Source organism: Oceanobacillus sp. FSL K6-2867 (assembly GCF_037963145.1).
Classification (GTDB): Bacteria; Bacillota; Bacilli; order Bacillales; family Amphibacillaceae; genus Oceanobacillus.
The window spans coordinates 1,715,891-1,735,588 of the sequence record NZ_CP150144.1 but is presented as its reverse complement, the minus strand read 5'-3'; the positions used below and the strand labels follow the sequence as shown (position 1 = coordinate 1,735,588).

The 19,698-nt window shown below is 41.6% G+C and carries 12 protein-coding genes, 16 tRNA genes and 3 rRNA genes; 25 read left to right on the top strand and 6 right to left on the bottom strand.

The window, feature by feature from the left end:
- Nucleotides 1-26: 26 nt before the first annotated feature.
- From NSQ77_RS08580 to rrf, 23 genes are all read left to right on the top strand, one after another.
- Nucleotides 27-884 (top strand): aminoglycoside 6-adenylyltransferase, encoded by an 858-nt coding sequence (locus tag NSQ77_RS08580; protein WP_339230324.1) that lies wholly within the window; start codon nucleotides 27-29, stop codon nucleotides 882-884.
- 244 nt (nucleotides 885-1,128) lie between these two features.
- On the top strand, nucleotides 1,129-1,893 hold the full coding sequence (locus NSQ77_RS08575) for a MerR family transcriptional regulator (RefSeq protein WP_339230322.1): 765 nt from the start codon (nucleotides 1,129-1,131) through the stop codon (nucleotides 1,891-1,893).
- Nucleotides 1,894-2,029: 136 nt separating this feature from the next.
- Nucleotides 2,030-2,167 (top strand): RAxF-45 family protein, encoded by a 138-nt coding sequence (locus tag NSQ77_RS08570; RefSeq protein ID WP_339230320.1) that lies wholly within the window; start codon nucleotides 2,030-2,032, stop codon nucleotides 2,165-2,167.
- A 184-nt stretch (nucleotides 2,168-2,351) separates the two neighbouring features.
- Nucleotides 2,352-4,223 carry an ABC-F type ribosomal protection protein gene (gene abc-f / locus NSQ77_RS08565; protein ID WP_339230964.1) on the top strand — a complete coding sequence of 624 codons (1,872 nt, stop codon included), beginning with the start codon at nucleotides 2,352-2,354 and terminating at the stop codon, nucleotides 4,221-4,223.
- Nucleotides 4,224-4,469: 246 nt separating this feature from the next.
- A tRNA-Asn gene (locus tag NSQ77_RS08560) sits at nucleotides 4,470-4,544 on the top strand.
- 43 nt (nucleotides 4,545-4,587) lie between these two features.
- A tRNA-Glu gene (locus NSQ77_RS08555) sits at nucleotides 4,588-4,662 on the top strand.
- 4 nt (nucleotides 4,663-4,666) lie between these two features.
- Nucleotides 4,667-4,742, top strand: a tRNA-Val gene (locus NSQ77_RS08550).
- Nucleotides 4,743-4,775: 33 nt separating this feature from the next.
- Nucleotides 4,776-4,852, top strand: a tRNA-Met gene (locus NSQ77_RS08545).
- 39 nt (nucleotides 4,853-4,891) lie between these two features.
- A tRNA-Asp gene (locus tag NSQ77_RS08540) sits at nucleotides 4,892-4,968 on the top strand.
- A gap of 11 nt (nucleotides 4,969-4,979) precedes the next feature.
- Nucleotides 4,980-5,072, top strand: a tRNA-Ser gene (locus NSQ77_RS08535).
- A 28-nt stretch (nucleotides 5,073-5,100) separates the two neighbouring features.
- A tRNA-Phe gene (locus NSQ77_RS08530) sits at nucleotides 5,101-5,176 on the top strand.
- 42 nt (nucleotides 5,177-5,218) lie between these two features.
- A tRNA-Thr gene (locus NSQ77_RS08525) sits at nucleotides 5,219-5,294 on the top strand.
- Between the two features lie 44 nt (nucleotides 5,295-5,338).
- Nucleotides 5,339-5,414, top strand: a tRNA-Lys gene (locus NSQ77_RS08520).
- Between the two features lie 3 nt (nucleotides 5,415-5,417).
- Nucleotides 5,418-5,499: transfer RNA gene (locus NSQ77_RS08515), tRNA-Leu, on the top strand.
- Nucleotides 5,500-5,557: 58 nt separating this feature from the next.
- A tRNA-Leu gene (locus NSQ77_RS08510) sits at nucleotides 5,558-5,646 on the top strand.
- A gap of 3 nt (nucleotides 5,647-5,649) precedes the next feature.
- Nucleotides 5,650-5,726, top strand: a tRNA-Arg gene (locus NSQ77_RS08505).
- Nucleotides 5,727-5,729: 3 nt separating this feature from the next.
- A tRNA-Pro gene (locus NSQ77_RS08500) sits at nucleotides 5,730-5,806 on the top strand.
- Between the two features lie 7 nt (nucleotides 5,807-5,813).
- Nucleotides 5,814-5,886 (top strand) — tRNA-Ala (locus tag NSQ77_RS08495).
- An 18-nt stretch (nucleotides 5,887-5,904) separates the two neighbouring features.
- Nucleotides 5,905-5,978 (top strand) — tRNA-Gly (locus NSQ77_RS08490).
- Between the two features lie 13 nt (nucleotides 5,979-5,991).
- Nucleotides 5,992-6,065, top strand: a tRNA-Ile gene (locus NSQ77_RS08485).
- 284 nt (nucleotides 6,066-6,349) lie between these two features.
- Nucleotides 6,350-7,913: ribosomal RNA gene (locus NSQ77_RS08480) — 16S ribosomal RNA — on the top strand.
- A gap of 179 nt (nucleotides 7,914-8,092) precedes the next feature.
- Nucleotides 8,093-11,014: ribosomal RNA gene (locus NSQ77_RS08475) — 23S ribosomal RNA — on the top strand.
- Nucleotides 11,015-11,132: 118 nt separating this feature from the next.
- Nucleotides 11,133-11,248 (top strand): 5S ribosomal RNA (rrf, locus tag NSQ77_RS08470).
- Together the 16S, 23S and 5S rRNA genes with 16 tRNA genes alongside form the textbook arrangement of a ribosomal RNA operon.
- A 51-nt stretch (nucleotides 11,249-11,299) precedes the next feature.
- Here rrf and NSQ77_RS08465 read toward each other — a convergent pair.
- A complete protein-coding gene (locus NSQ77_RS08465) occupies nucleotides 11,300-11,440 on the bottom strand; it encodes a YpzI family protein (protein ID WP_095311915.1) in 141 nt (46 codons plus the stop codon).
- 252 nt (nucleotides 11,441-11,692) lie between these two features.
- Here NSQ77_RS08465 and ddlA point away from each other — a divergent pair, with 252 nt between their 5' ends.
- Complete coding sequence (gene ddlA / locus NSQ77_RS08460) at nucleotides 11,693-12,796, top strand: D-alanine--D-alanine ligase (protein ID WP_339230319.1); 1,104 nt, start codon at nucleotides 11,693-11,695, stop codon at nucleotides 12,794-12,796.
- Between the two features lie 53 nt (nucleotides 12,797-12,849).
- On the opposite strand, the gene NSQ77_RS08455 is transcribed toward ddlA, so the two are convergent.
- On the bottom strand, nucleotides 12,850-14,355 hold the full coding sequence (locus NSQ77_RS08455) for a BCCT family transporter (protein WP_339230317.1): 1,506 nt from the start codon (nucleotides 14,353-14,355) through the stop codon (nucleotides 12,850-12,852).
- Between the two features lie 283 nt (nucleotides 14,356-14,638).
- Between NSQ77_RS08455 and NSQ77_RS08450 the strand changes: the two genes are divergently transcribed.
- The gene (locus NSQ77_RS08450) at nucleotides 14,639-15,250 is read left to right on the top strand and encodes a class I SAM-dependent methyltransferase (protein ID WP_339230316.1); all 612 of its coding nucleotides are present in this window, start codon (nucleotides 14,639-14,641) and stop codon (nucleotides 15,248-15,250) included.
- A gap of 58 nt (nucleotides 15,251-15,308) precedes the next feature.
- Here the strand turns inward: NSQ77_RS08450 and abc-f (NSQ77_RS08445) are convergent, their stop codons facing one another.
- The 4 genes from abc-f (NSQ77_RS08445) to NSQ77_RS08430 form a co-directional block, all read right to left on the bottom strand.
- Entirely contained in the window at nucleotides 15,309-16,772 is a 1,464-nt protein-coding gene (abc-f, locus tag NSQ77_RS08445) for an ABC-F type ribosomal protection protein (protein ID WP_339230315.1), read from the bottom strand.
- Nucleotides 16,772-17,665 (bottom strand): putative RNA methyltransferase, encoded by an 894-nt coding sequence (locus NSQ77_RS08440; protein ID WP_339230314.1) that lies wholly within the window; start codon nucleotides 17,663-17,665, stop codon nucleotides 16,772-16,774. Before NSQ77_RS08440 ends, abc-f (NSQ77_RS08445) begins: the two co-directional genes overlap by 1 nt.
- Before the next feature lie 789 nt (nucleotides 17,666-18,454).
- Complete coding sequence (locus NSQ77_RS08435; protein ID WP_339230312.1) at nucleotides 18,455-18,583, bottom strand: hypothetical protein; 129 nt, start codon at nucleotides 18,581-18,583, stop codon at nucleotides 18,455-18,457.
- An 84-nt stretch (nucleotides 18,584-18,667) separates the two neighbouring features.
- Nucleotides 18,668-19,591, bottom strand: coding sequence for a ketopantoate reductase family protein (locus NSQ77_RS08430; protein WP_339230310.1), 924 nt, complete (start codon nucleotides 19,589-19,591; stop codon nucleotides 18,668-18,670).
- Between the last annotated feature and the right edge of the window lie 107 nt (nucleotides 19,592-19,698).

The following is a 19,698-nucleotide window of genomic DNA, read 5'->3' as shown; positions in this document are numbered from 1 at the left end:
TTAGATGAATATGGAGGGTATGTCACATGCGGTCTGAACAAGAAATGATGGAACTGATTTTAAACGTTGCAAAAGAAGATAGCAGAATTAGGGCAGCAGCTATGAATGGTTCAAGAGTAAATCGAAATGTTCCTAGCGATCTTTTTCAGGATTACGATATTGTTTATCTTGTTTCAGATATAGGTTCCTTTATAGACGATCCGAATTGGATAGATGTGTTTGGGGACCGTATTATGATGCAAACACCGGAAAATATGACCATGTTTCCACCAACGCTTGAAGGCAGGTTTTCTTATTTGATGCTATTTAAAGATGGTAATCGGATTGATTTGATACTTGCGCCGATAGAAGAGAAAGAAGCGTATTGTCGTGAAGACGGATTAACAGTTGTTTTATTAGATAAGGATGATAGCATGCCGATACTATCCCCGCCGAGTGATGAAGGGTATTGGGTGAAAAAGCCATCTGCTTTCTTATTTGCTGATTGCTGCAAGGAATTTTGGTGGGTATCCACATACGTCGCAAAAGGATTGTGGCGCGAGGAAATTTTGTATGCGTTTGATCATATGAATATCTGCCGGTCGATGCTAATGAAAATGCTTGAATGGAAGACGGGTATAGAAACTGATTTTTCACTTAGCATTGGAAAAAACGGGAAGTATTTAAAGCGTTATGTTGATGACGAGACATGGACGCGACTTTTAAAAACTTTTCCCAGCGGTTCGTATGAACATGCGTGGCGAGCTTTATTCACAATGACAGCGCTATTTGAGGAAGTTGCCATAGTGGTTGCAAAGCATTTTGGTTTTACGTACTCCTTTGAGGAAGCAGAAAACGTGAAAGCATACTTGAAGCATGTTCAACAGTTAGGACCAGATGCTTAGGATATTTATTGGTCGCAGTTTTAAAATAAATGATTTTTAACAAGGGGGATAATGTACAATGCATGATCGGATGTGGGGCTATACAAGTCTATTTTTACGTTAACCATTATTTGTGGAGGGCTACTGCTGCATATTTTGGAGCGCCTGATTCGCCTGTAATTGGACTTAACATTTGTTTTTTAATTAATCCTTGACCTTTACGTAGCGTAAAGGTTTAAGATGGTAACTGTCAGGAGGGTTACAGATGGAATATACCGTAAAAAAATTAGCTCTGATTTCTGGTGTGAGCGGCCGCACACTCAGATATTATGATCAAATCGGACTGCTAAAACCAGCACGAATTAATTCTTCCGGTTACCGAATTTACGGACAGAAAGAAGTTGATTTGCTTCAGCAAATCCTGTTTTACCGTGAACTGGAAGTTAGTCTGGAAGATATTAAGAAAATAATCAGCGACCCCACATTTGATCAAACAGAAGCATTAAAATCACATTATCAATTGCTAGCACAAAAGCGTGCCCGTCTTGACAAACTAATGGCAACCGTTAAAGGAACGATTGCAAGTATTGAAGGAGGTATTCCGATGCAGGATAAAGAGAAATTCGCAGCGTTCAAGGATAAATTAATTGAGGAAAATGAGAAAAAGTACGGGGAAGAAATTCGTAGTAAATATGGTGATAAAACGATTGATTCAAGTAATGCTAAGCTAAGAGGGATGTCTGAGGAAGACTTCAAAGCAATGAATGATTTAGGAGAAGAAATCATGGTATTGCTTGAGAAAGCTTATGAAAAAGGTAATCCTGCTTCCAAGTTAGCGCAGGAAGTAGCTGCCAAGCATAAGCAATGGTTAATGTACTCCTGGGGCAGTTATTCAAAAGAAGCGCATGCAGGTCTTGCAGAGATGTATGTTGCTGATGAGCGCTTTACAGCCTTTTATGATAAGGCTGCAGAAGGGGCAACTGAATTTTTAAGAGATGCTATTCTCATTTACCTTGGGATGAAAAAATAAGATAGATGTTAAGTTGAGCCCTGTTTTGATATATTTTCAGAATGGGGCCTATTATTTGCATATTTTTATTTCACTCTTGAAAAGGAATTAAAAATCCAATAAAATAAAAGAAATAAATGAACGGAGGTGGGTAGGGATGTTTAATCAAACTGTTTTTGTGTACGGTTACTGGACGGATTTTTTATATTTTAGCCGTGCAAAATTTGCTGTATTAGTTGATAACGGGATACGTATGCCCTTTTTTAGCAACTATATAGCAAGTTTAAAACGGTGAAAACATCTCTAAATCCACAATTAAGATATGGGCTTTTAAAAGGGAGAGCTTTTCATGCTCTCCCTTTTTGTGTGCTCTTATGAATAAAAGCTATGGGATTGTTATGTTTCCTATGGCTTTTTTTGTTGTATTTAGCGGGTGATGATATATGAAAAATCAATTTAGTGAGCGGGAGGAAGATATTATGATCGCATGCAGTGTAAATCAAGTATCAAAAATGTATGGAGGAAACTCAATCTTTGAAAATATATCATTTGAAATTATGGAAAATGAACGAGTGGGGCTCGTTGGTCGGAATGGAAGCGGGAAATCCACGTTATTTCGAATTTTATCCGGTGAGGAAGCACCTGACTTTGGGAAAATCCATTGGAGGAAAGAGACGAAAATAGGGTATCTGGCCCAAATCCCAGAAGCTTATTCAGAGCTGACAACAAAAGATGTATTGAATAATGCCTTTTCAGAGCTCAACCATGTGAAGGAAAAGATGATGCAGCTTGAGATTGCGATGACTAAGGAGACAAAAATGGAATGTCTAGAGAAATTAATGCGTGATTATGGCAATTTTCAAGATCACTTTGCACGAAAAGGTGGCTATGAGATTGAGGCAAATATAGATAAAATCGTGAATGGACTGAATATCCATGATTTGCTGGAGCATCCTTTTTCTAGCTTGAGCGGTGGTGAGAAGACAAAGGTAGGTCTAGGTCTCTCGCTTTTAAAAGAACCGGATTTGCTATTACTTGATGAACCGACAAATCATTTAGACTTAATGGCGGTGGAATGGCTAAGTGACTTTTTGCAGGGATATCAAGGGACCGTCGTGATTGTTTCGCATGATCGATACTTTCTTGATGAGGTTGTAGGTAAGGTATTGGATTTGGAGGATGGTGAGATTACAAGTTATGCCACAAATTTCTCTGGTTATATAAGGGAAAAGGAGAAACGTGTATTAAAAGAATTTCAGGCGTATGAGGAACAGCAAAAGAAAATCAAGAAAATGAAAGAAGCTATTAAGCGATTGCGAGAATGGGCAAACCGGGCAAATCCGCCAAATGAAGGTTTGCATAAACGAGCACGGAACATGGAGCGAGCTTTAGAACGGATGGAAAAGATAAACCGTCCTGTATTGAGTCATAAGAAAATGAATCTAGAAATGGAAACCTCTGACCGAAGTGGAAAGGATGTTATTATTCTAAAAGATGTTTCGAAACGCTTCGGTGACCGAGAGCTTTTCACTAAAGTAAATATGCATATTAGATACCAGCAACGTGTTGCTATTGTGGGAGAAAATGGAACGGGGAAATCTACATTAATAAAATTGATGTTAAAGCAATTATGTGCAGATGAAGGAGAAGTACGAATTGGGAGTAATGTAAAAGCAGGGTATCTATCTCAGCAAATTTTTACTCAGCTAGAGGGTGAGACTGTAATAGATGTGTTCCGAAATGATGTGCATGTTACAGAAGGAGAAGCAAGACACATTTTAGCTAGGTTCTTATTTTACGGTCATATGGTCTTTCAAAAGGTTTCCATGCTTAGCGGAGGAGAAAAGATGCGCCTTCGGTTAGCGCAATTGATGTACCAGGACATAAACGTTCTTGTTCTGGATGAACCAACAAACCATTTGGATATTGAGTCACGTGAAGTATTGGAAGAAGCGCTTGAGGATTATAGGGGGACAATTGTTGCTGTTTCTCACGATCGTTATTTTCTAAATAAGCTGTTTGAAGAAGTTTATTGGATTGATGCCAAAACAGTTTATCGTTTTGGGGGGAACTATACATGGGCAAGAGAAAAGTTGAATGCATTAAAACCGTATCAAGAACAATTTAAATTGGTAGATAGAAGGAAAAAACAAGAACCGGTAAATAGGGAAGATCAGCTTTTGAAGAATGAGAAGCTGGAAAAGGAGATAGAAAAGGTAGAGTATAACATTTCGATATTAGAAAAAAGACTAGAAGAAATTCAGGATTTAGATGTTTTGCAGAAAGTGTATATAGAAAAAGAGGAATTGGAGAAAGTTTGGGAGAAGTTGTATGTGCGTTTAAATTCTTAGAAAGTGTTTGCTTAGAGTAGATTAAAGATGGAGATAAATAAGGTGGAGCTCTTTTAGATGTTATGGAAATGACTGGAAAGAGCTCTATAATTCTATCAAAGTAAGAATTACCATAGGAAGAGATGCGGGGAATTCAGGTAAAAACAGTGGTTTTACAACTTTTTTTTAGTTTTTTTTACATATTTTTAATTTAGGCATTGACTTTATTAAAAATATGTAATAAGATAAATCTCGCTGTTACATTATTCCACAGTAGCTCAGTGGTAGAGCAATCGGCTGTTAACCGATCGGTCGTAGGTTCGAATCCTACCTGTGGAGCCATTTTGATTGTATGAAGTAATGTCGAGTTTGCTCATAATATGTTGGCCCGTTGGTCAAGCGGTTAAGACACCGCCCTTTCACGGCGGTAACACGGGTTCGAATCCCGTACGGGTCACCAACATGGAGGATTAGCTCAGCTGGGAGAGCACCTGCCTTACAAGCAGGGGGTCGCAGGTTCGAGCCCTGCATCCTCCACCATCTTTTCTTTATTATGAAATACATTAATTATATCGCGGGGTGGAGCAGTCTGGTAGCTCGTTGGGCTCATAACCCAAAGGTCGTAGGTTCAAATCCTGCCCCCGCAACCAAATGATTTATAACCTGAAATTAGATTTGTTTTATAAAATGGTCCGGTAGTTCAGTTGGTTAGAATGCCTGCCTGTCACGCAGGAGGTCGCGGGTTCGAGTCCCGTCCGGACCGCCATTTAAATTGTCGGAGGTATACCCAAGTCTGGCTGAAGGGATCGGTCTTGAAAACCGACAGGCGGGTCAAACCGCGCGGGGGTTCGAATCCCTCTACCTCCTCCATTTAACTTCAATAAAATACATATTATTTGGCTCGGTAGCTCAGTCGGTAGAGCAACGGACTGAAAATCCGTGTGTCGGCGGTTCGATTCCGTCCCGAGCCACCATTTTTCTTTCTATATAACCTATTGGTTTATAGCAAGACACATGCCGGCCTAGCTCAATTGGTAGAGCAACTGACTTGTAATCAGTAGGTTGGGGGTTCAAGTCCTCTGGCCGGCACCATTTTATACAAGTAAATAAGACTTTAATGTAGCGTTATTTATCTTGAGCCATTAGCTCAGTCGGTAGAGCATTTGACTTTTAATCAAAGGGTCGAAGGTTCGAATCCTTCATGGCTCACCATTTGCGGGTGTGGCGGAATTGGCAGACGCGCTAGACTTAGGATCTAGTGTCTTCGGACGTGGGGGTTCAAGTCCCTTCACCCGCATCGTATTTTGTCTTAGAGGAGTACCGGCTTAATGTTGGTATCCCGATTTCAAACCCTTGCCGGGGTGGCGGAACTGGCAGACGCACAGGACTTAAAATCCTGCGGTAGGTGACTACCGTACCGGTTCGATTCCGGTCCTCGGCACCATATGCGCCCGTAGCTCAATTGGATAGAGCGTTTGACTACGGATCAAGAGGTTAGGGGTTCGACTCCTCTCGGGCGCGCCATTACGGGAAGTAGCTCAGCTTGGTAGAGCACTTGGTTTGGGACCAAGGGGTCGCAGGTTCGAATCCTGTCTTCCCGACCATTTATTTGGGGCCTTAGCTCAGCTGGGAGAGCGCCTGCCTTGCACGCAGGAGGTCAGCGGTTCGATCCCGCTAGGCTCCACTTTTGCTAACTTAATATGCGGGTGTAGTTTAGTGGTAAAACCTCAGCCTTCCAAGCTGATGATGAGGGTTCGATTCCCTTCACCCGCTCCAAATTACCATATATGGGCCTGTAGCTCAGCTGGTTAGAGCGCACGCCTGATAAGCGTGAGGTCGGTGGTTCGAGTCCACTCAGGCCCATTCATCTTTTTTTGAAAAAAGATGTTGACTTCCTTTTTGGAAGATGATATAGTATAAAAGTTGTCGAAAACAAACGAAATGTTTCAAAAAATATTTCAAAAAAGTTATTGACAACAAATTAATAGATATGATATATTAATAAAGTCGCTTTTTAAGGAAAGCAACCAACAAATTTGCTCTTTGAAAACTGAACAAAACAACCAGTATGTCAAGAAAAAGGAAACTCGTTTTTCTTTTTAAAACAAGTAGAAGTCAGCTTCTACAACAGCTAAGTATTACAAACTTTTTTGGAGAGTTTGATCTTGGCTCAGGACGAACGCTGGCGGCGTGCCTAATACATGCAAGTCGAGCGCAGGAAGCAAACTGACCCTCATCTGAGGTGATGTTTGTGGAATGAGCGGCGGACGGGTGAGTAACACGTGGGCAACCTGCCTGTAAGATCGGGATAACTCGCGGAAACGTGAGCTAATACCGGATAATACTTTTCATCTCATGGTGAGAAGATAAAAGACGGTTTCGGCTGTCACTTACAGATGGGCCCGCGGCGCATTAGCTAGTTGGTGGGGTAACGGCTCACCAAGGCGACGATGCGTAGCCGACCTGAGAGGGTGATCGGCCACACTGGGACTGAGACACGGCCCAGACTCCTACGGGAGGCAGCAGTAGGGAATCTTCCGCAATGGACGAAAGTCTGACGGAGCAACGCCGCGTGAGTGATGAAGGTTTTCGGATCGTAAAACTCTGTTGTTAGGGAAGAACAAGTTGGGTAGTAACTGACCCAGCCTTGACGGTACCTAACCAGAAAGCCACGGCTAACTACGTGCCAGCAGCCGCGGTAATACGTAGGTGGCAAGCGTTGTCCGGAATTATTGGGCGTAAAGCGCTCGCAGGCGGTCTTTTAAGTCTGATGTGAAAGCCCACGGCTTAACCGTGGAGGGTCATTGGAAACTGGAGGACTTGAGTACAGAAGAGGAGAGTGGAATTCCACGTGTAGCGGTGAAATGCGTAGAGATGTGGAGGAACACCAGTGGCGAAGGCGACTCTCTGGTCTGTAACTGACGCTGAGGAGCGAAAGCGTGGGTAGCGAACAGGATTAGATACCCTGGTAGTCCACGCCGTAAACGATGAGTGCTAGGTGTTAGGGGGTTTCCGCCCCTTAGTGCTGAAGTTAACGCATTAAGCACTCCGCCTGGGGAGTACGGCCGCAAGGCTGAAACTCAAAAGAATTGACGGGGGCCCGCACAAGCGGTGGAGCATGTGGTTTAATTCGAAGCAACGCGAAGAACCTTACCAGGTCTTGACATCCTCTGACAACTCTAGAGATAGAGCTTTCCCTTCGGGGACAGAGTGACAGGTGGTGCATGGTTGTCGTCAGCTCGTGTCGTGAGATGTTGGGTTAAGTCCCGCAACGAGCGCAACCCTTGATCTTAGTTGCCAGCATTTAGTTGGGCACTCTAAGGTGACTGCCGGTGACAAACCGGAGGAAGGTGGGGATGACGTCAAATCATCATGCCCCTTATGACCTGGGCTACACACGTGCTACAATGGATGGAACAAAGGGAAGCGAACCCGCGAGGTCAAGCCAATCCCATAAAACCATTCTCAGTTCGGATTGTAGGCTGCAACTCGCCTACATGAAGCCGGAATCGCTAGTAATCGCGGATCAGCATGCCGCGGTGAATACGTTCCCGGGCCTTGTACACACCGCCCGTCACACCACGAGAGTTGGTAACACCCGAAGTCGGTGAGGTAACCTTTTGGAGCCAGCCGCCGAAGGTGGGACTAATGATTGGGGTGAAGTCGTAACAAGGTAGCCGTATCGGAAGGTGCGGCTGGATCACCTCCTTTCTAAGGATTATTACGGAACCCTACCTTCGGGTAGGAAGGACATACTGTGTTGTTTGGTTCAGTTTTGAGAGAGCAAATCTCTCTATTTGTACCTTGAAAACTAAATAAGAGTAACAACGACATCAATATTTTTAATATAAAGCAAGGCTAATAATTAGTACGCTTATTTACTGTAACTTAGTTAAGTGAATAAGGGCGCACGGTGGATGCCTTGGCACTAGGAGCCGATGAAGGACGGGACTAACACCGATATGCCTCGGGGAGTTGTAAGTAAACTTTGATCCGGGGATTTCCGAATGGGGGAACCCACTGTTCGTAATGGAACAGTACATGCATCTGAATACATAGGGTGCATGAGGTAGACCCGGGGAACTGAAACATCTCAGTACCCGGAGGAAGAGAAAGAAAAATCGATTTCCTGAGTAGCGGCGAGCGAAACGGAAAGAGCCCAAACCAGAAAGCTTGCTTTCTGGGGTTGTAGGACATTCCATTGGAGTTACCAAGGAATTCTTTAAACGAATCGACCTGGAACGGTCAGCCAAAGAAGGTAAGAGCCCTGTAATTGAAAAAGAATTCTCTCCGGAGTGTATCCTGAGTACGGCGGAACACGTGAAATTCCGTCGGAATCCGGGAGGACCATCTCCCAAGGCTAAATACTCCCTAGTGACCGATAGTGAACCAGTACCGTGAGGGAAAGGTGAAAAGCACCCCGGGAGGGGAGTGAAATAGAACCTGAAACCGTGTGCCTACAAGTAGTCGAAGCCCGTTAATGGGTAACGGCGTACCTTTTGTAGAATGGACCGGCGAGTTACGATCGTATGCAAGGTTAAGTGGAAGACACGGAGCCGCAGCGAAAGCGAGTCTGAATAGGGCGAATGAGTATGCGGTCGTAGACCCGAAACCGTGTGATCTACCCATGTCCAGGGTGAAGGTCAGGTAACACTGACTGGAGGCCCGAACCCACGTATGTTGAAAAATGCGGGGATGAGGTGTGGGTAGGGGTGAAATGCCAATCGAACACGGAGATAGCTGGTTCTCTCCGAAATAGCTTTAGGGCTAGCCTCAAGAAATAGAGTACTGGAGGTAGAGCACTGATTGGACTAGGGGCCCTCACCGGGTTACCGAATTCAGTCAAACTCCGAATGCCAGTTACTTTTACTTGGGAGTCAGACTATGGGTGATAAGGTTCATAGTCGAAAGGGAAACAGCCCAGACCGCCAGCTAAGGTCCCAAAGTATACGTTAAGTGGAAAAGGATGTGGAGTTGCCCAGACAACCAGGATGTTGGCTTAGAAGCAGCCATCATTTAAAGAGTGCGTAATAGCTCACTGGTCGAGTGACTCTGCGCCGAAAATGTACCGGGGCTAAACGTATCACCGAAGCTGCGGATTGTTCTTACGAACAATGGTAGGAGAGCGTTCTAAGTGCTGTGAAGTCAGACCGTGAGGACTGGTGGAGCGCTTAGAAGTGAGAATGCCGGTATGAGTAGCGAAAAAAGAGTGAGAATCTCTTTCACCGAATGCCTAAGGTTTCCTGAGGAAGGCTCGTCCTCTCAGGGTTAGTCGGGACCTAAGCCGAGGCCGAAAGGCGTAGGCGATGGACAACAGGTAGATATTCCTGTACCACCTCATGATTGTTTGAGCGATGGGGGGACGCAGAAGGATAAGGAATGCGCACTGATGGATAGGTGCGCCCAAGCAGTGAGAAAGTCAGATAGGCAAATCCGTCTGGCAATTTCAAGCTGTGATGGGGAGGGAAACTCTAGTACCGAAGTTCCTGATTTCACACTGCCAAGAAAAGCCTCTAGTTAGATCATAGGTGCCCGTACCGCAAACCGACACAGGTAGGCGAGGAGAGAATCCTAAGGTGAGCGGGAGAACTCTCGTTAAGGAACTCGGCAAAATGACCCCGTAACTTCGGGAGAAGGGGTGCTCCTTTATGGAGGAGCCGCAGTGAATAGGCCCAAGCGACTGTTTAGCAAAAACACAGGTCTCTGCGAAGCCGAAAGGCGAAGTATAGGGGCTGACACCTGCCCGGTGCTGGAAGGTTAAGGGGAAGGGTTAGGGCTTTTAGCCCGAAGCTTTGAACCGAAGCCCCAGTAAACGGCGGCCGTAACTATAACGGTCCTAAGGTAGCGAAATTCCTTGTCGGGTAAGTTCCGACCCGCACGAAAGGTGCAACGACTTGGGCACTGTCTCAACGAGAGACCCGGTGAAATTATACTATGCGTGAAGATGCGCATTACCCGCGACAGGACGGAAAGACCCCGTGGAGCTTTACTGTAGCCTGATATTGAATGTCTGTGCAGCTTGTACAGGATAGGTGGGAGCCTTGGACTCGTGAGCGCTAGCTTACGGTGAGGCATCCGTGGGATACCACCCTGGCTGTATGGACATTCTAACCCAGGACCGTGATCCGGTTCGGAGACAGTGTCAGGCGGGCAGTTTGACTGGGGCGGTCGCCTCCCAAAAGGTAACGGAGGCGCCCAAAGGTTCCCTCAGAATGGTTGGAAATCATTCGAAGAGTGTAAAGGCAGAAGGGAGCTTGACTGCGAGACCTACAAGTCGAGCAGGGACGAAAGTCGGGCTTAGTGATCCGGTGGTTCCGCATGGAAGGGCCATCGCTCAACGGATAAAAGCTACCCCGGGGATAACAGGCTTATCTCCCCCAAGAGTTCACATCGACGGGGAGGTTTGGCACCTCGATGTCGGCTCATCGCATCCTGGGGCTGTAGTCGGTCCCAAGGGTTGGGCTGTTCGCCCATTAAAGCGGTACGCGAGCTGGGTTCAGAACGTCGTGAGACAGTTCGGTCCCTATCCGTCGTGGGCGTTGGAAGTTTGAGAGGAGCTGTCCTTAGTACGAGAGGACCGGGATGGACACACCGCTGGTGTACCAGTTGTTCCGCCAGGAGCATTGCTGGGTAGCTACGTGTGGAAAGGATAAGTGCTGAAAGCATCTAAGCATGAAGCCCCCCTCAAGATGAGACTTCCCATCACTTCGAGTGAGTAAGATCCCTCAGAGACGATGAGGTTGATAGGTTCGGTGTGGAAGCGTGGCGACACGTGGAGCTTACGGATACTAATCGATCGAGGACTTAACTAACTTCTTTATTTGATGTCTGGTTTACTCTTATTTAGTTTTTAAGGTATAAATTAAAAAAGACCTTGCATTTCTATTTCGAAATGCATATAATAAAACTTGTCCTTATTTTTTAGGATTGTCTGGTAGCAATAGCGAGGAGGCCACACCTGTTCCCATACCGAACACAGAAGTTAAGCTCTTCAGCGCCGATGGTAGTTGGGACTTTGTCCCTGCAAGAGTAGGACGCCGCCAGGCAGACGAAATCCCAGTATATGTAATCATATACTGGGATTTTTACATTTTATGCTACTTTCTTCCGTCATTTAATCTTCTAGCTTCTTCGGGACTGGACATTTTTGTTGCTCCTTTATAACGAAGTCCCACATCTCGATCAGATTCTACACGTCCACTTTCTCTCAATTTCTTTTCTTGACGATCTCTTCCCATTATTAGCACCTCCCAACTTTAACATTAGCGATTCTAAAAACATTTATTCATAACTTCATTATCTACTTGATCCGCATCTTAAAAATCATTTTAATTGGATAAGTATGAAAATATATTTTTTGGTAGGAGATTTTGTACGAAGATAAATTGGATGATACAATAAACTGGGTAAATAAATTTTTATAATGTGTTTACATAACAATAATCATATGGAAATAAATATCAGTTAAAGAGAAATTTTGGAGGGAACTTATGGTGAAGAAAAAGTTAGGATTATTATTTGGGGGAAAGTCTGCAGAGCATGAGGTTTCTTTACAATCAGCTAAAAATGTGATGGAAGCAATCGATCCTTCGAAATACGATGTTGTGTTAATTGGAATTGATAAAACAGGGAAATGGCATTTAAATGATGCTTCTCATTTCCTATTGAATGCGGAGGACCCAAAATTAATAGCATTAAATAAAACGAATAAAGGAATAGCGGTTATACCGGGTGAAACGGAAAATCAACTTGTCAATACAGAGGGAATGGAAGCATTAGGTCAATTAGATGTGATATTTCCGATTCTTCATGGAACATTAGGGGAGGATGGAAGCGTCCAAGGAATGCTGCGGATGGCAAATATTCCTTTTGTTGGTTCAAATGTATTAGGTTCAGCAATAAGTATGGACAAAGATATTGCCAAACGGTTACTTAGAGATGCGGGCTTAAAGGTGGCCAATTCTTATACGTATACAAGGGCTTCGAAAAGTAATATTTCATTTGATGACATTAAGCAGCATTTAAAACTTCCATTGTTTATTAAACCAGCGAATCAAGGGTCGTCTGTAGGTGTAAGCAAAGTATATACACAGGAAGAATTTGAAAAAGGTGTCGAGGGTGCTTTTAAGTATGATCATAAAATCCTGATTGAAGAGGCAATTCAAGGCAGGGAAATCGAATGCTCTGTTTTAGGTAATGAAAATCCTATAGCATCCATACCTGGAGAGATTGCTGCAGCAGCCGATTTTTATTCTTATGAGGCCAAATATATTGATGAAAGCGGAGCGGTACTTGAAATTCCGGCTAACCTAAGTGAAGAAATAACAAAACATATACAGGAAGTAGCAATAAAGGCATTTAAAGCACTAAATTGTGAAGGTATGGCAAGGGTAGATGTTTTCTTAACAAAAGACAATGAAATTATTATCAATGAGATAAATACCATACCAGGTTTTACAAAAATAAGTATGTATCCTAAGTTATGGGAGTTAACTGGTATATCATATAGCAAGCTTATTGATGAGTTAATTAATTTGGCTTTGGATCGGCATGAGCGTGATTTATTACTAAATCGTTCATTGGAAAGTAAATAAGCTTAACAAATCCCCTTTCAGGAGTTTTTTATTCCTAAAAGGGGATTTCATGCTTATTTCTTCTGTATTGACTTCTTTTTGGTCATTAATTTTACTTCTGTATTAAGTGCTTTGTATAAAGCAATTCCCATTAAAATCATAACAAATGAAAATGGTAATGCTGCAATAATGATTGTGTTTTGTAATGCAGTTAGACCTCCAACATAGAGCAAAATCAATGCAACTGTTGATTGGGAGACGCCCCAAATAATTTTTACATTGTTTGGTGGTGTTAAAGAACCACGAGTTGATTGCATTCCTAAAACAAACGTTGCTGAATCAGCCGATGTAATAAAGAATGATGCAATTAATAATATTGCAAGAATAGATAAAAAGAACGAGAGAGGTAACTGATCAAACATATTAAACAATATTAGCTCTGTATCAAATTGTGCAATGTTTGTTCCATTATCCTGAACATTTCCAGCTGTCGTTCCGAATGCTGCAAACCAAACAGAAACAACTAACGTAGGAATCACCATAACACCCATAAGAAATTGACGAATAGTACGTCCACGGGATACTCGTGCGATAAACATACCTACAAACGGAGCCCATGAGATCCACCATGCCCAGTAGAAAATAGTCCACGAATCCAGCCATCCACGATTATCTTCTTTAAGTGGCATTGTGTTAAAGCTCATATGTACAATTTTTTGTATATAAAGGCCAAATGTTTCTGTAAACATATTGAGAATAAGAAGTGTTGGTCCAAGAATAACTACAACAATAAAAAGTAGTATAGCAAGAATCATATTTAAGTTTGACAAATATTTGATTCCTTTACTTAAACCAGACCAAGCTGATATCATGAATAATACCGTTACGATTAAAATAATTATGAGCTGTGGAATAAATCCAATTTCAACCCCAAATAAGTGAGATAATCCAGCGTTAATTTGAACTGCCCCAAAACCAAGTGAAGTTGCTACACCGAATACAGTAGCAAAAACAGCCAGCACATCAATTAATGTACCTAATGGACCATTCATACGGTCACCAAATAATGGCCTTAGAGTTGATGATATCAATCCAGGCATGCCTTTACGAAATTGGAAAAAGGCAAGAGCAAGTGCGACAATACCATACATCGCCCATACATGGAGACCCCAATGAAAGTATGAATAGGCTAAACCCTCTTTAAAAGCCTCTGCAGTGCCAGGCTCTGCTTCTGGAGCATTCGAAATATAGTGGAAAAGCGGTTCTGCAGATCCGTAAAAAACAAGACCAATCCCCATACCAGCTGAGAACAGCATGGCAATCCAGGATCCTGTAGAAAAGTCTGGCTTTTCATGGTCCTTTCCAAGACGAATTTTCCCATATGGACTCAAGGCAATAATGATTGCAAAGATAACCAGTGCTGACATGAGCAGCATATAATACCAACCAAAAGTTGTAGAGACAAAATTTTTAACATTATTTGTTATTTGTTCAAATTGGGTAGGAAAAGTTGCTCCCAAGATAACAGAAATAATGATTAATGCTACAGCTATGTAAAAAACCTTTGAAATACGCTTCATGATTCCCCCCTAAGAATAAATTTGACATATGTGTAATAAGCATACGGATTATTATACCCGTTTTGAAAAATAATGAAACCCTAAATAAGGAAAGTTCACAGTTTTGGTCTTGATTATCTAATGATAGGATTGGCAATAAATAATGGTTATATGTATGATAGAAGGTGAACTTGGGGATTTTTAAAATATAATTTTATAATAAGTTTATTTGATCCGGAGCAAGCTGTCTGCTGATTTCAATTTTATTGGGTAAGGGCCTAATTCATGGAAAAAGGAAGTGCCTATGATAGATTATAAATTTGATAAATTATTGCATATACGGACAGGAGCGGAGAAGAAATTGTCTTTTCCTGACTCGATTCAATATAACCCTTATGAACCTACACCATATCATGCACTTGAAATACTTTTTCAGCATTATGGGGTAAGTGAACAGGATCAATTTGTAGATTACGGATGTGGGAAAGGTAGATTGAACTTTTATATTCATCATTTTTATCATGCAACTGTGAAGGGTATCGAAATGGATGAAAATTTCTATCAGGAATCGATTGTAAACCTAAGGAATTATTTACAGCATACAAACAATAGAGAGGATACAATTGAGTTTATCTGTTGCCTGGCAGAGGAATATATTATTGACCCACATGATAACCGTTTTTACTTTTTCAATCCATTCTCTGTTCAAGTTTTTCAAAAAGTACTTAATCGTATTTTACGTTCGATTGAAGAATCAAATCGAGAGGTAGAACTAATTTTATATTATGCACATGAAGATTATATATATTACTTGGAAGACAAGACAATATTTGAATTGAGGCAAGAAATCCAGTTACCCGGACTTTATGAAACAAACCCATATGAACGTTTTCTCATTTATCGAGCAGGCAATTAAATTGGAAAAGAGCTAAGAAGTCATGTCTTAGCTCTTTTTCGATATGACTATTCTATAGTCAGTTCAGTATTTTCAGCTGCTGACTTTCTAAGATATAGACTGTATCAGCCACCCGCTCTGTAAACGTACGATCATGTGAGACGAGAATAACCGTCCCTTTATAAGCTTTTAAAAATTTCTCTAATGCTTCGATACAAAAAATATCGAGGAAATTAGTTGGCTCATCAAGGATGAGTATATTGTACCTGCCTAAGAATAGCTGGCATAGTAATAGTCGGATGGTTTCCCCGCCACTTAAAGTGGATGTTTTCTTTTTTAGATCATTGCCAGTAAAATTCATGGCATGCAGGGCTGCGCGAATCTTGCCTTCATCGTAGTCACTTCTTTGCTTCATATACGCCAGTATTGTTTCATCCTTTTCAAATTGGTAGCTCATTTGATAATACGCTCCAATTACAGCTTTTGGAGAAATGCTTATTCCTTCGCCATGCTGAAGAATGTGTTGGAGTAAAGTTGTTTTCCCAGATCCATTCTTTCCGGTAATTGCGATTGTACTGCCTAATGAAAACTGAAAGCTTGCATCTTTCAGAAGCGTGTTCTTTCCAAATTCCAATGTTAATTGATCTGCCATGATTGGAAACTTGTTATGAAGCTTGAGTGCAGCTGATTGATGGAAGTATAGTGCACGTTCTTTGTCTGGAGCTTCTACTGTTTTCAATTGTTCTACACGCCGTTCAATTCCTTTTGCAGCACGTTGGACAGCTTTTTGACTGGTACCTTTTGATTTGGTCTCGAACATTCGATTTGCCATAGCCTTTGTGCCCTTCTTCGATATCCGCTTATTCGCTTCTGTTATTTTTTCTGCCTTCTTCATCTTTTCTTCAGCAGCCTTTAAGAGGCGATCTTTCTCTTTCACATATTTTTCGTGCTGCTCGTACTGCTGTGTACGCTGGAGCTCTTTTTGCGCTACATAATCCGAATAATTACCTGTATACTCGGTTATCTTTCCGCCTTCGATTTCCCAAACCTTTGTGATTAGCTTATCTAGTACAAAACGGTCGTGGCTTACGAGAACGAGTGCTCCGTAATAATATGTCAGCTCTTCGATAAGAAAGGTTGTGCCAGCTGTATCAAGGTGTGTTGTCGGCTCATCAATTAATAGTCCTTCCTGATACGTGGAGAACAGCTGAGCAAGCTTCATCCTAGTCTGCTCCCCGCCGCTTAAATGACTAATATCGGTTGAAGGGACGGCCAGCTTGCCTAAAAGCTCATAGTCTGCCTCTTTTTCTGCTGGTTTTGCTAATTGGTCGAAATAGGCAAAATCCGCAAAGCGATGCACCTTTCCTTTATCAGGCTGAATTTGTCCATGAAGAAGCTTTAGTAAAGTGCTCTTTCCAGCCCCATTTTGCCCCACGATGCCAATTCGATCGAATTGATGGACTGCAAGTCGTGGAATGTCTAAGATGACTTGGTCGTAAAAGATGAGTTCTATATTTTCCAGTTCTAAACATATTTTTTCCATTATATGTTACCTCCTTTTAAATTTTTGGATGACGGATTTATTCCGATTAATATTTCTAAGTCAATTGTAATTGCAGCAGTACTTTGTTTACAAAACTGCTCGATTTGTGCTGGATTCGCAGCCCAAGTCAGCGGAGTCATACGCACTAAATCGTAGAGTGATTCTTGCTGCAGCACCGCTGTATCCTGGACACGGAGCACTTCACATAAATCAAAATGCTGTTTAAATAGGTGCACTGTTTCATGATTGCGATGCTCTGTTTTTTCAGTCATTATCTCCCTTAGTTCACGAAGATAATTAGGTCCGGGAACTACTTTGATTACAAGTCCATCAGGTGTGATAATTCGTTTGAATTCCCGATAATTAGCAGGTGATAAAATATTTAATATGACTGAAAAGGTTCGATAGGCAAGTGGTGATTTGGCCAAATCAGCAACAAGCCAAGTGGACGTATCATAGCTTTTTGCTGCCATGGCAATGCCTTCTTTTGAAAGGTCGATACCGACCCCAGCAATTTCAGAATGTATACTGTTATCTAAAATTGCTTGTAAATGTGATCCCTCCCCACAACCTAAATCTGCAATCATTAGTGGTACTGTTGGTGTTTGGGTTTGTTGATTTATCACCTGTGCGATAGTGTCGTGCAGTGCAGTAAATAAGCTGCTATTGGTAATAATCCTTTGTCTTGCTTCAAACAGTTCTTTGCTATACTGGCTAGTGACTGGGTGTGTCAGCATATTGATATAGCCTTGTTTGGCAAAATCAAAGGTGTGATTTTCGGAACACACGAAGCTCACCCAGCCGACAACCTCCATCGGCCCGTTGCAAATCGGGCACTGAAATGCAGTGCTGTATTGATGTACGCGTTTTGCACTTTTTAACTTCTTAGTCATGTTTTATCTCATCCTTTCCAATAAAAAAAATCACAGGCAGTCTGCCTGTGATTTAGAGTAAAGGGAAGAAGCTCCATCCTTATTCAGTTAGGAATTAAGCTAAAATAGCTGTCACGTTTTTTTATAAGACGAGAAAAGCTTAGAATGCACCAATACCACGAAGCTTTTTCGTAATAGATGGCGGCACACTATGTTTCCTACTCCTATAAGAAGGGGATAATGCAATAAGAAAGGCAGAATAAACCTACCTTTCCCTTTACATCATACCTATTATTATAAAAAATGAAGATGATTAAAAAAGGACAGACTAATCCCTTTACCCTGTCTATACAAACAGAGTCTTTGAACGTATTAAATTACTTAGTTCAAAGTTAGGGAACGTAATCTGATCGAATGCATTTTTTAACCATCCTCCTTAAGTTAGTTGTTAACGTATCATAGTTATTATAAAACTTCTATTAGGGAATGTCAAAAAGAGGTGATAGCGAATTTATTGCTTATAAAGAGTAATCTCCCATTTTTACCCTGCGTTTAGCTGATATTGGGAGGTGTTCTTCTCCATTTATACTTGTAAAATATTCTAAGATGTATGCAGTTTGAACAGCATTCTCTAAGTATGAATATAGCAAAGCTAAGCATTTTCTTTCAAATTCTTTCCGACTCCATTGCTTCCCCGATACCCATTCGTGTTTTAATGGTATCGAGTTGTTCATCGTAGTTACTTGGTGTTTGAAAGAAAAATGAGGGCTGTAGGAAAAACGTTCTTTGCTTTCACTGTCATAATTATTTTCAAAATGTAAATGTGTAAAATCCACCTCGCTTTGGAAAACGTTTGACTTTTTCGGGAAAGACTGGATTTAAACCGAACGTACCAGTAGGCAATCTCATGGATGAAGCGATATAAAGATACTGTGTCAAAGGTGAGTTCTCCTTTTCAAAATTCATCGGAATTAGCAATTAATCAAACGTTTGATTAGCTGCTAATTCTCTAATTAACAGGGATTATTTTAAACTTGCCATATCTTCAATGATTGGGATCAACTGATAAAGCTGGTCGTTAACTGGTGTTAGAATACCGTACTTCTTGCCAAGCTCGCACACTTTTCCCGCAAAATATTCTACTTCCGTTTTGCGTTCCTCTATAATATCTTGAAGCATAGAGGTTTGCCCTTCTGGGGATAGCTTATTTAAAATTGGTCTGTAGCTATGAACATCTGCTTCTGTAAGATTAACCCCAACTTCATGAGAGATTGCAACGACCTCGTACATCGCTTGTTCCATCCAATTGTGCAGGGAGGCTACTTCCTGGAAATATTTATAGGGAGCACGTAACACGGCAGAAACTTGATTAATACCAACATTAAACATAAATTTTGCCCAAATGGTATGCCAAATATCTTCTGGTATATCGTATGGAATACCAGCACGTTCAAACAAATCTTTGACTGCAAGCACATTCTCTGAAATGCTTTGATTCTTTTCACCGAAACAGATTTTTCCGATACTGGAAAAACGAATACGATTATCTTTTCTCACTGCATCGATACCAACACACATACTGTATAGAATATGCTTATTTTTTGTCCGATTATAGATTTCCTCTTCACTGGATATTCCATTTAGCAGGGATAGAATAATAGTATTTGGACCAATATGGTATTTCATATCAGTTAGTGCCTGCTCGAGATGATCATTTTTCACAGCGAAAATAACAAGGTCTGCAGGTTCAGTATCTGCAGCAGGAGATTTATAATTGAAATGAAACATGGTGCCGTCTACATCTAAGCCACTAGCAGTATAGCGATCAATTCTTTCCTTATCTGCAATAACAGTAAAGTCATCATCTAGTAAGGTATGTAATTTGCTTCCATAAGCTGCACCGATTGCACCTAAGCCAATTAAAGCAACAGACTGAATACTTTTCATAACGATCCCCACTTTTCAACTATCTATTTATAATCTAGTATATCGTATAAATTATCAGAATCACAGAAAGATAGGTTATGCAGTAGGTGAAAAACCAGTTTTATAAA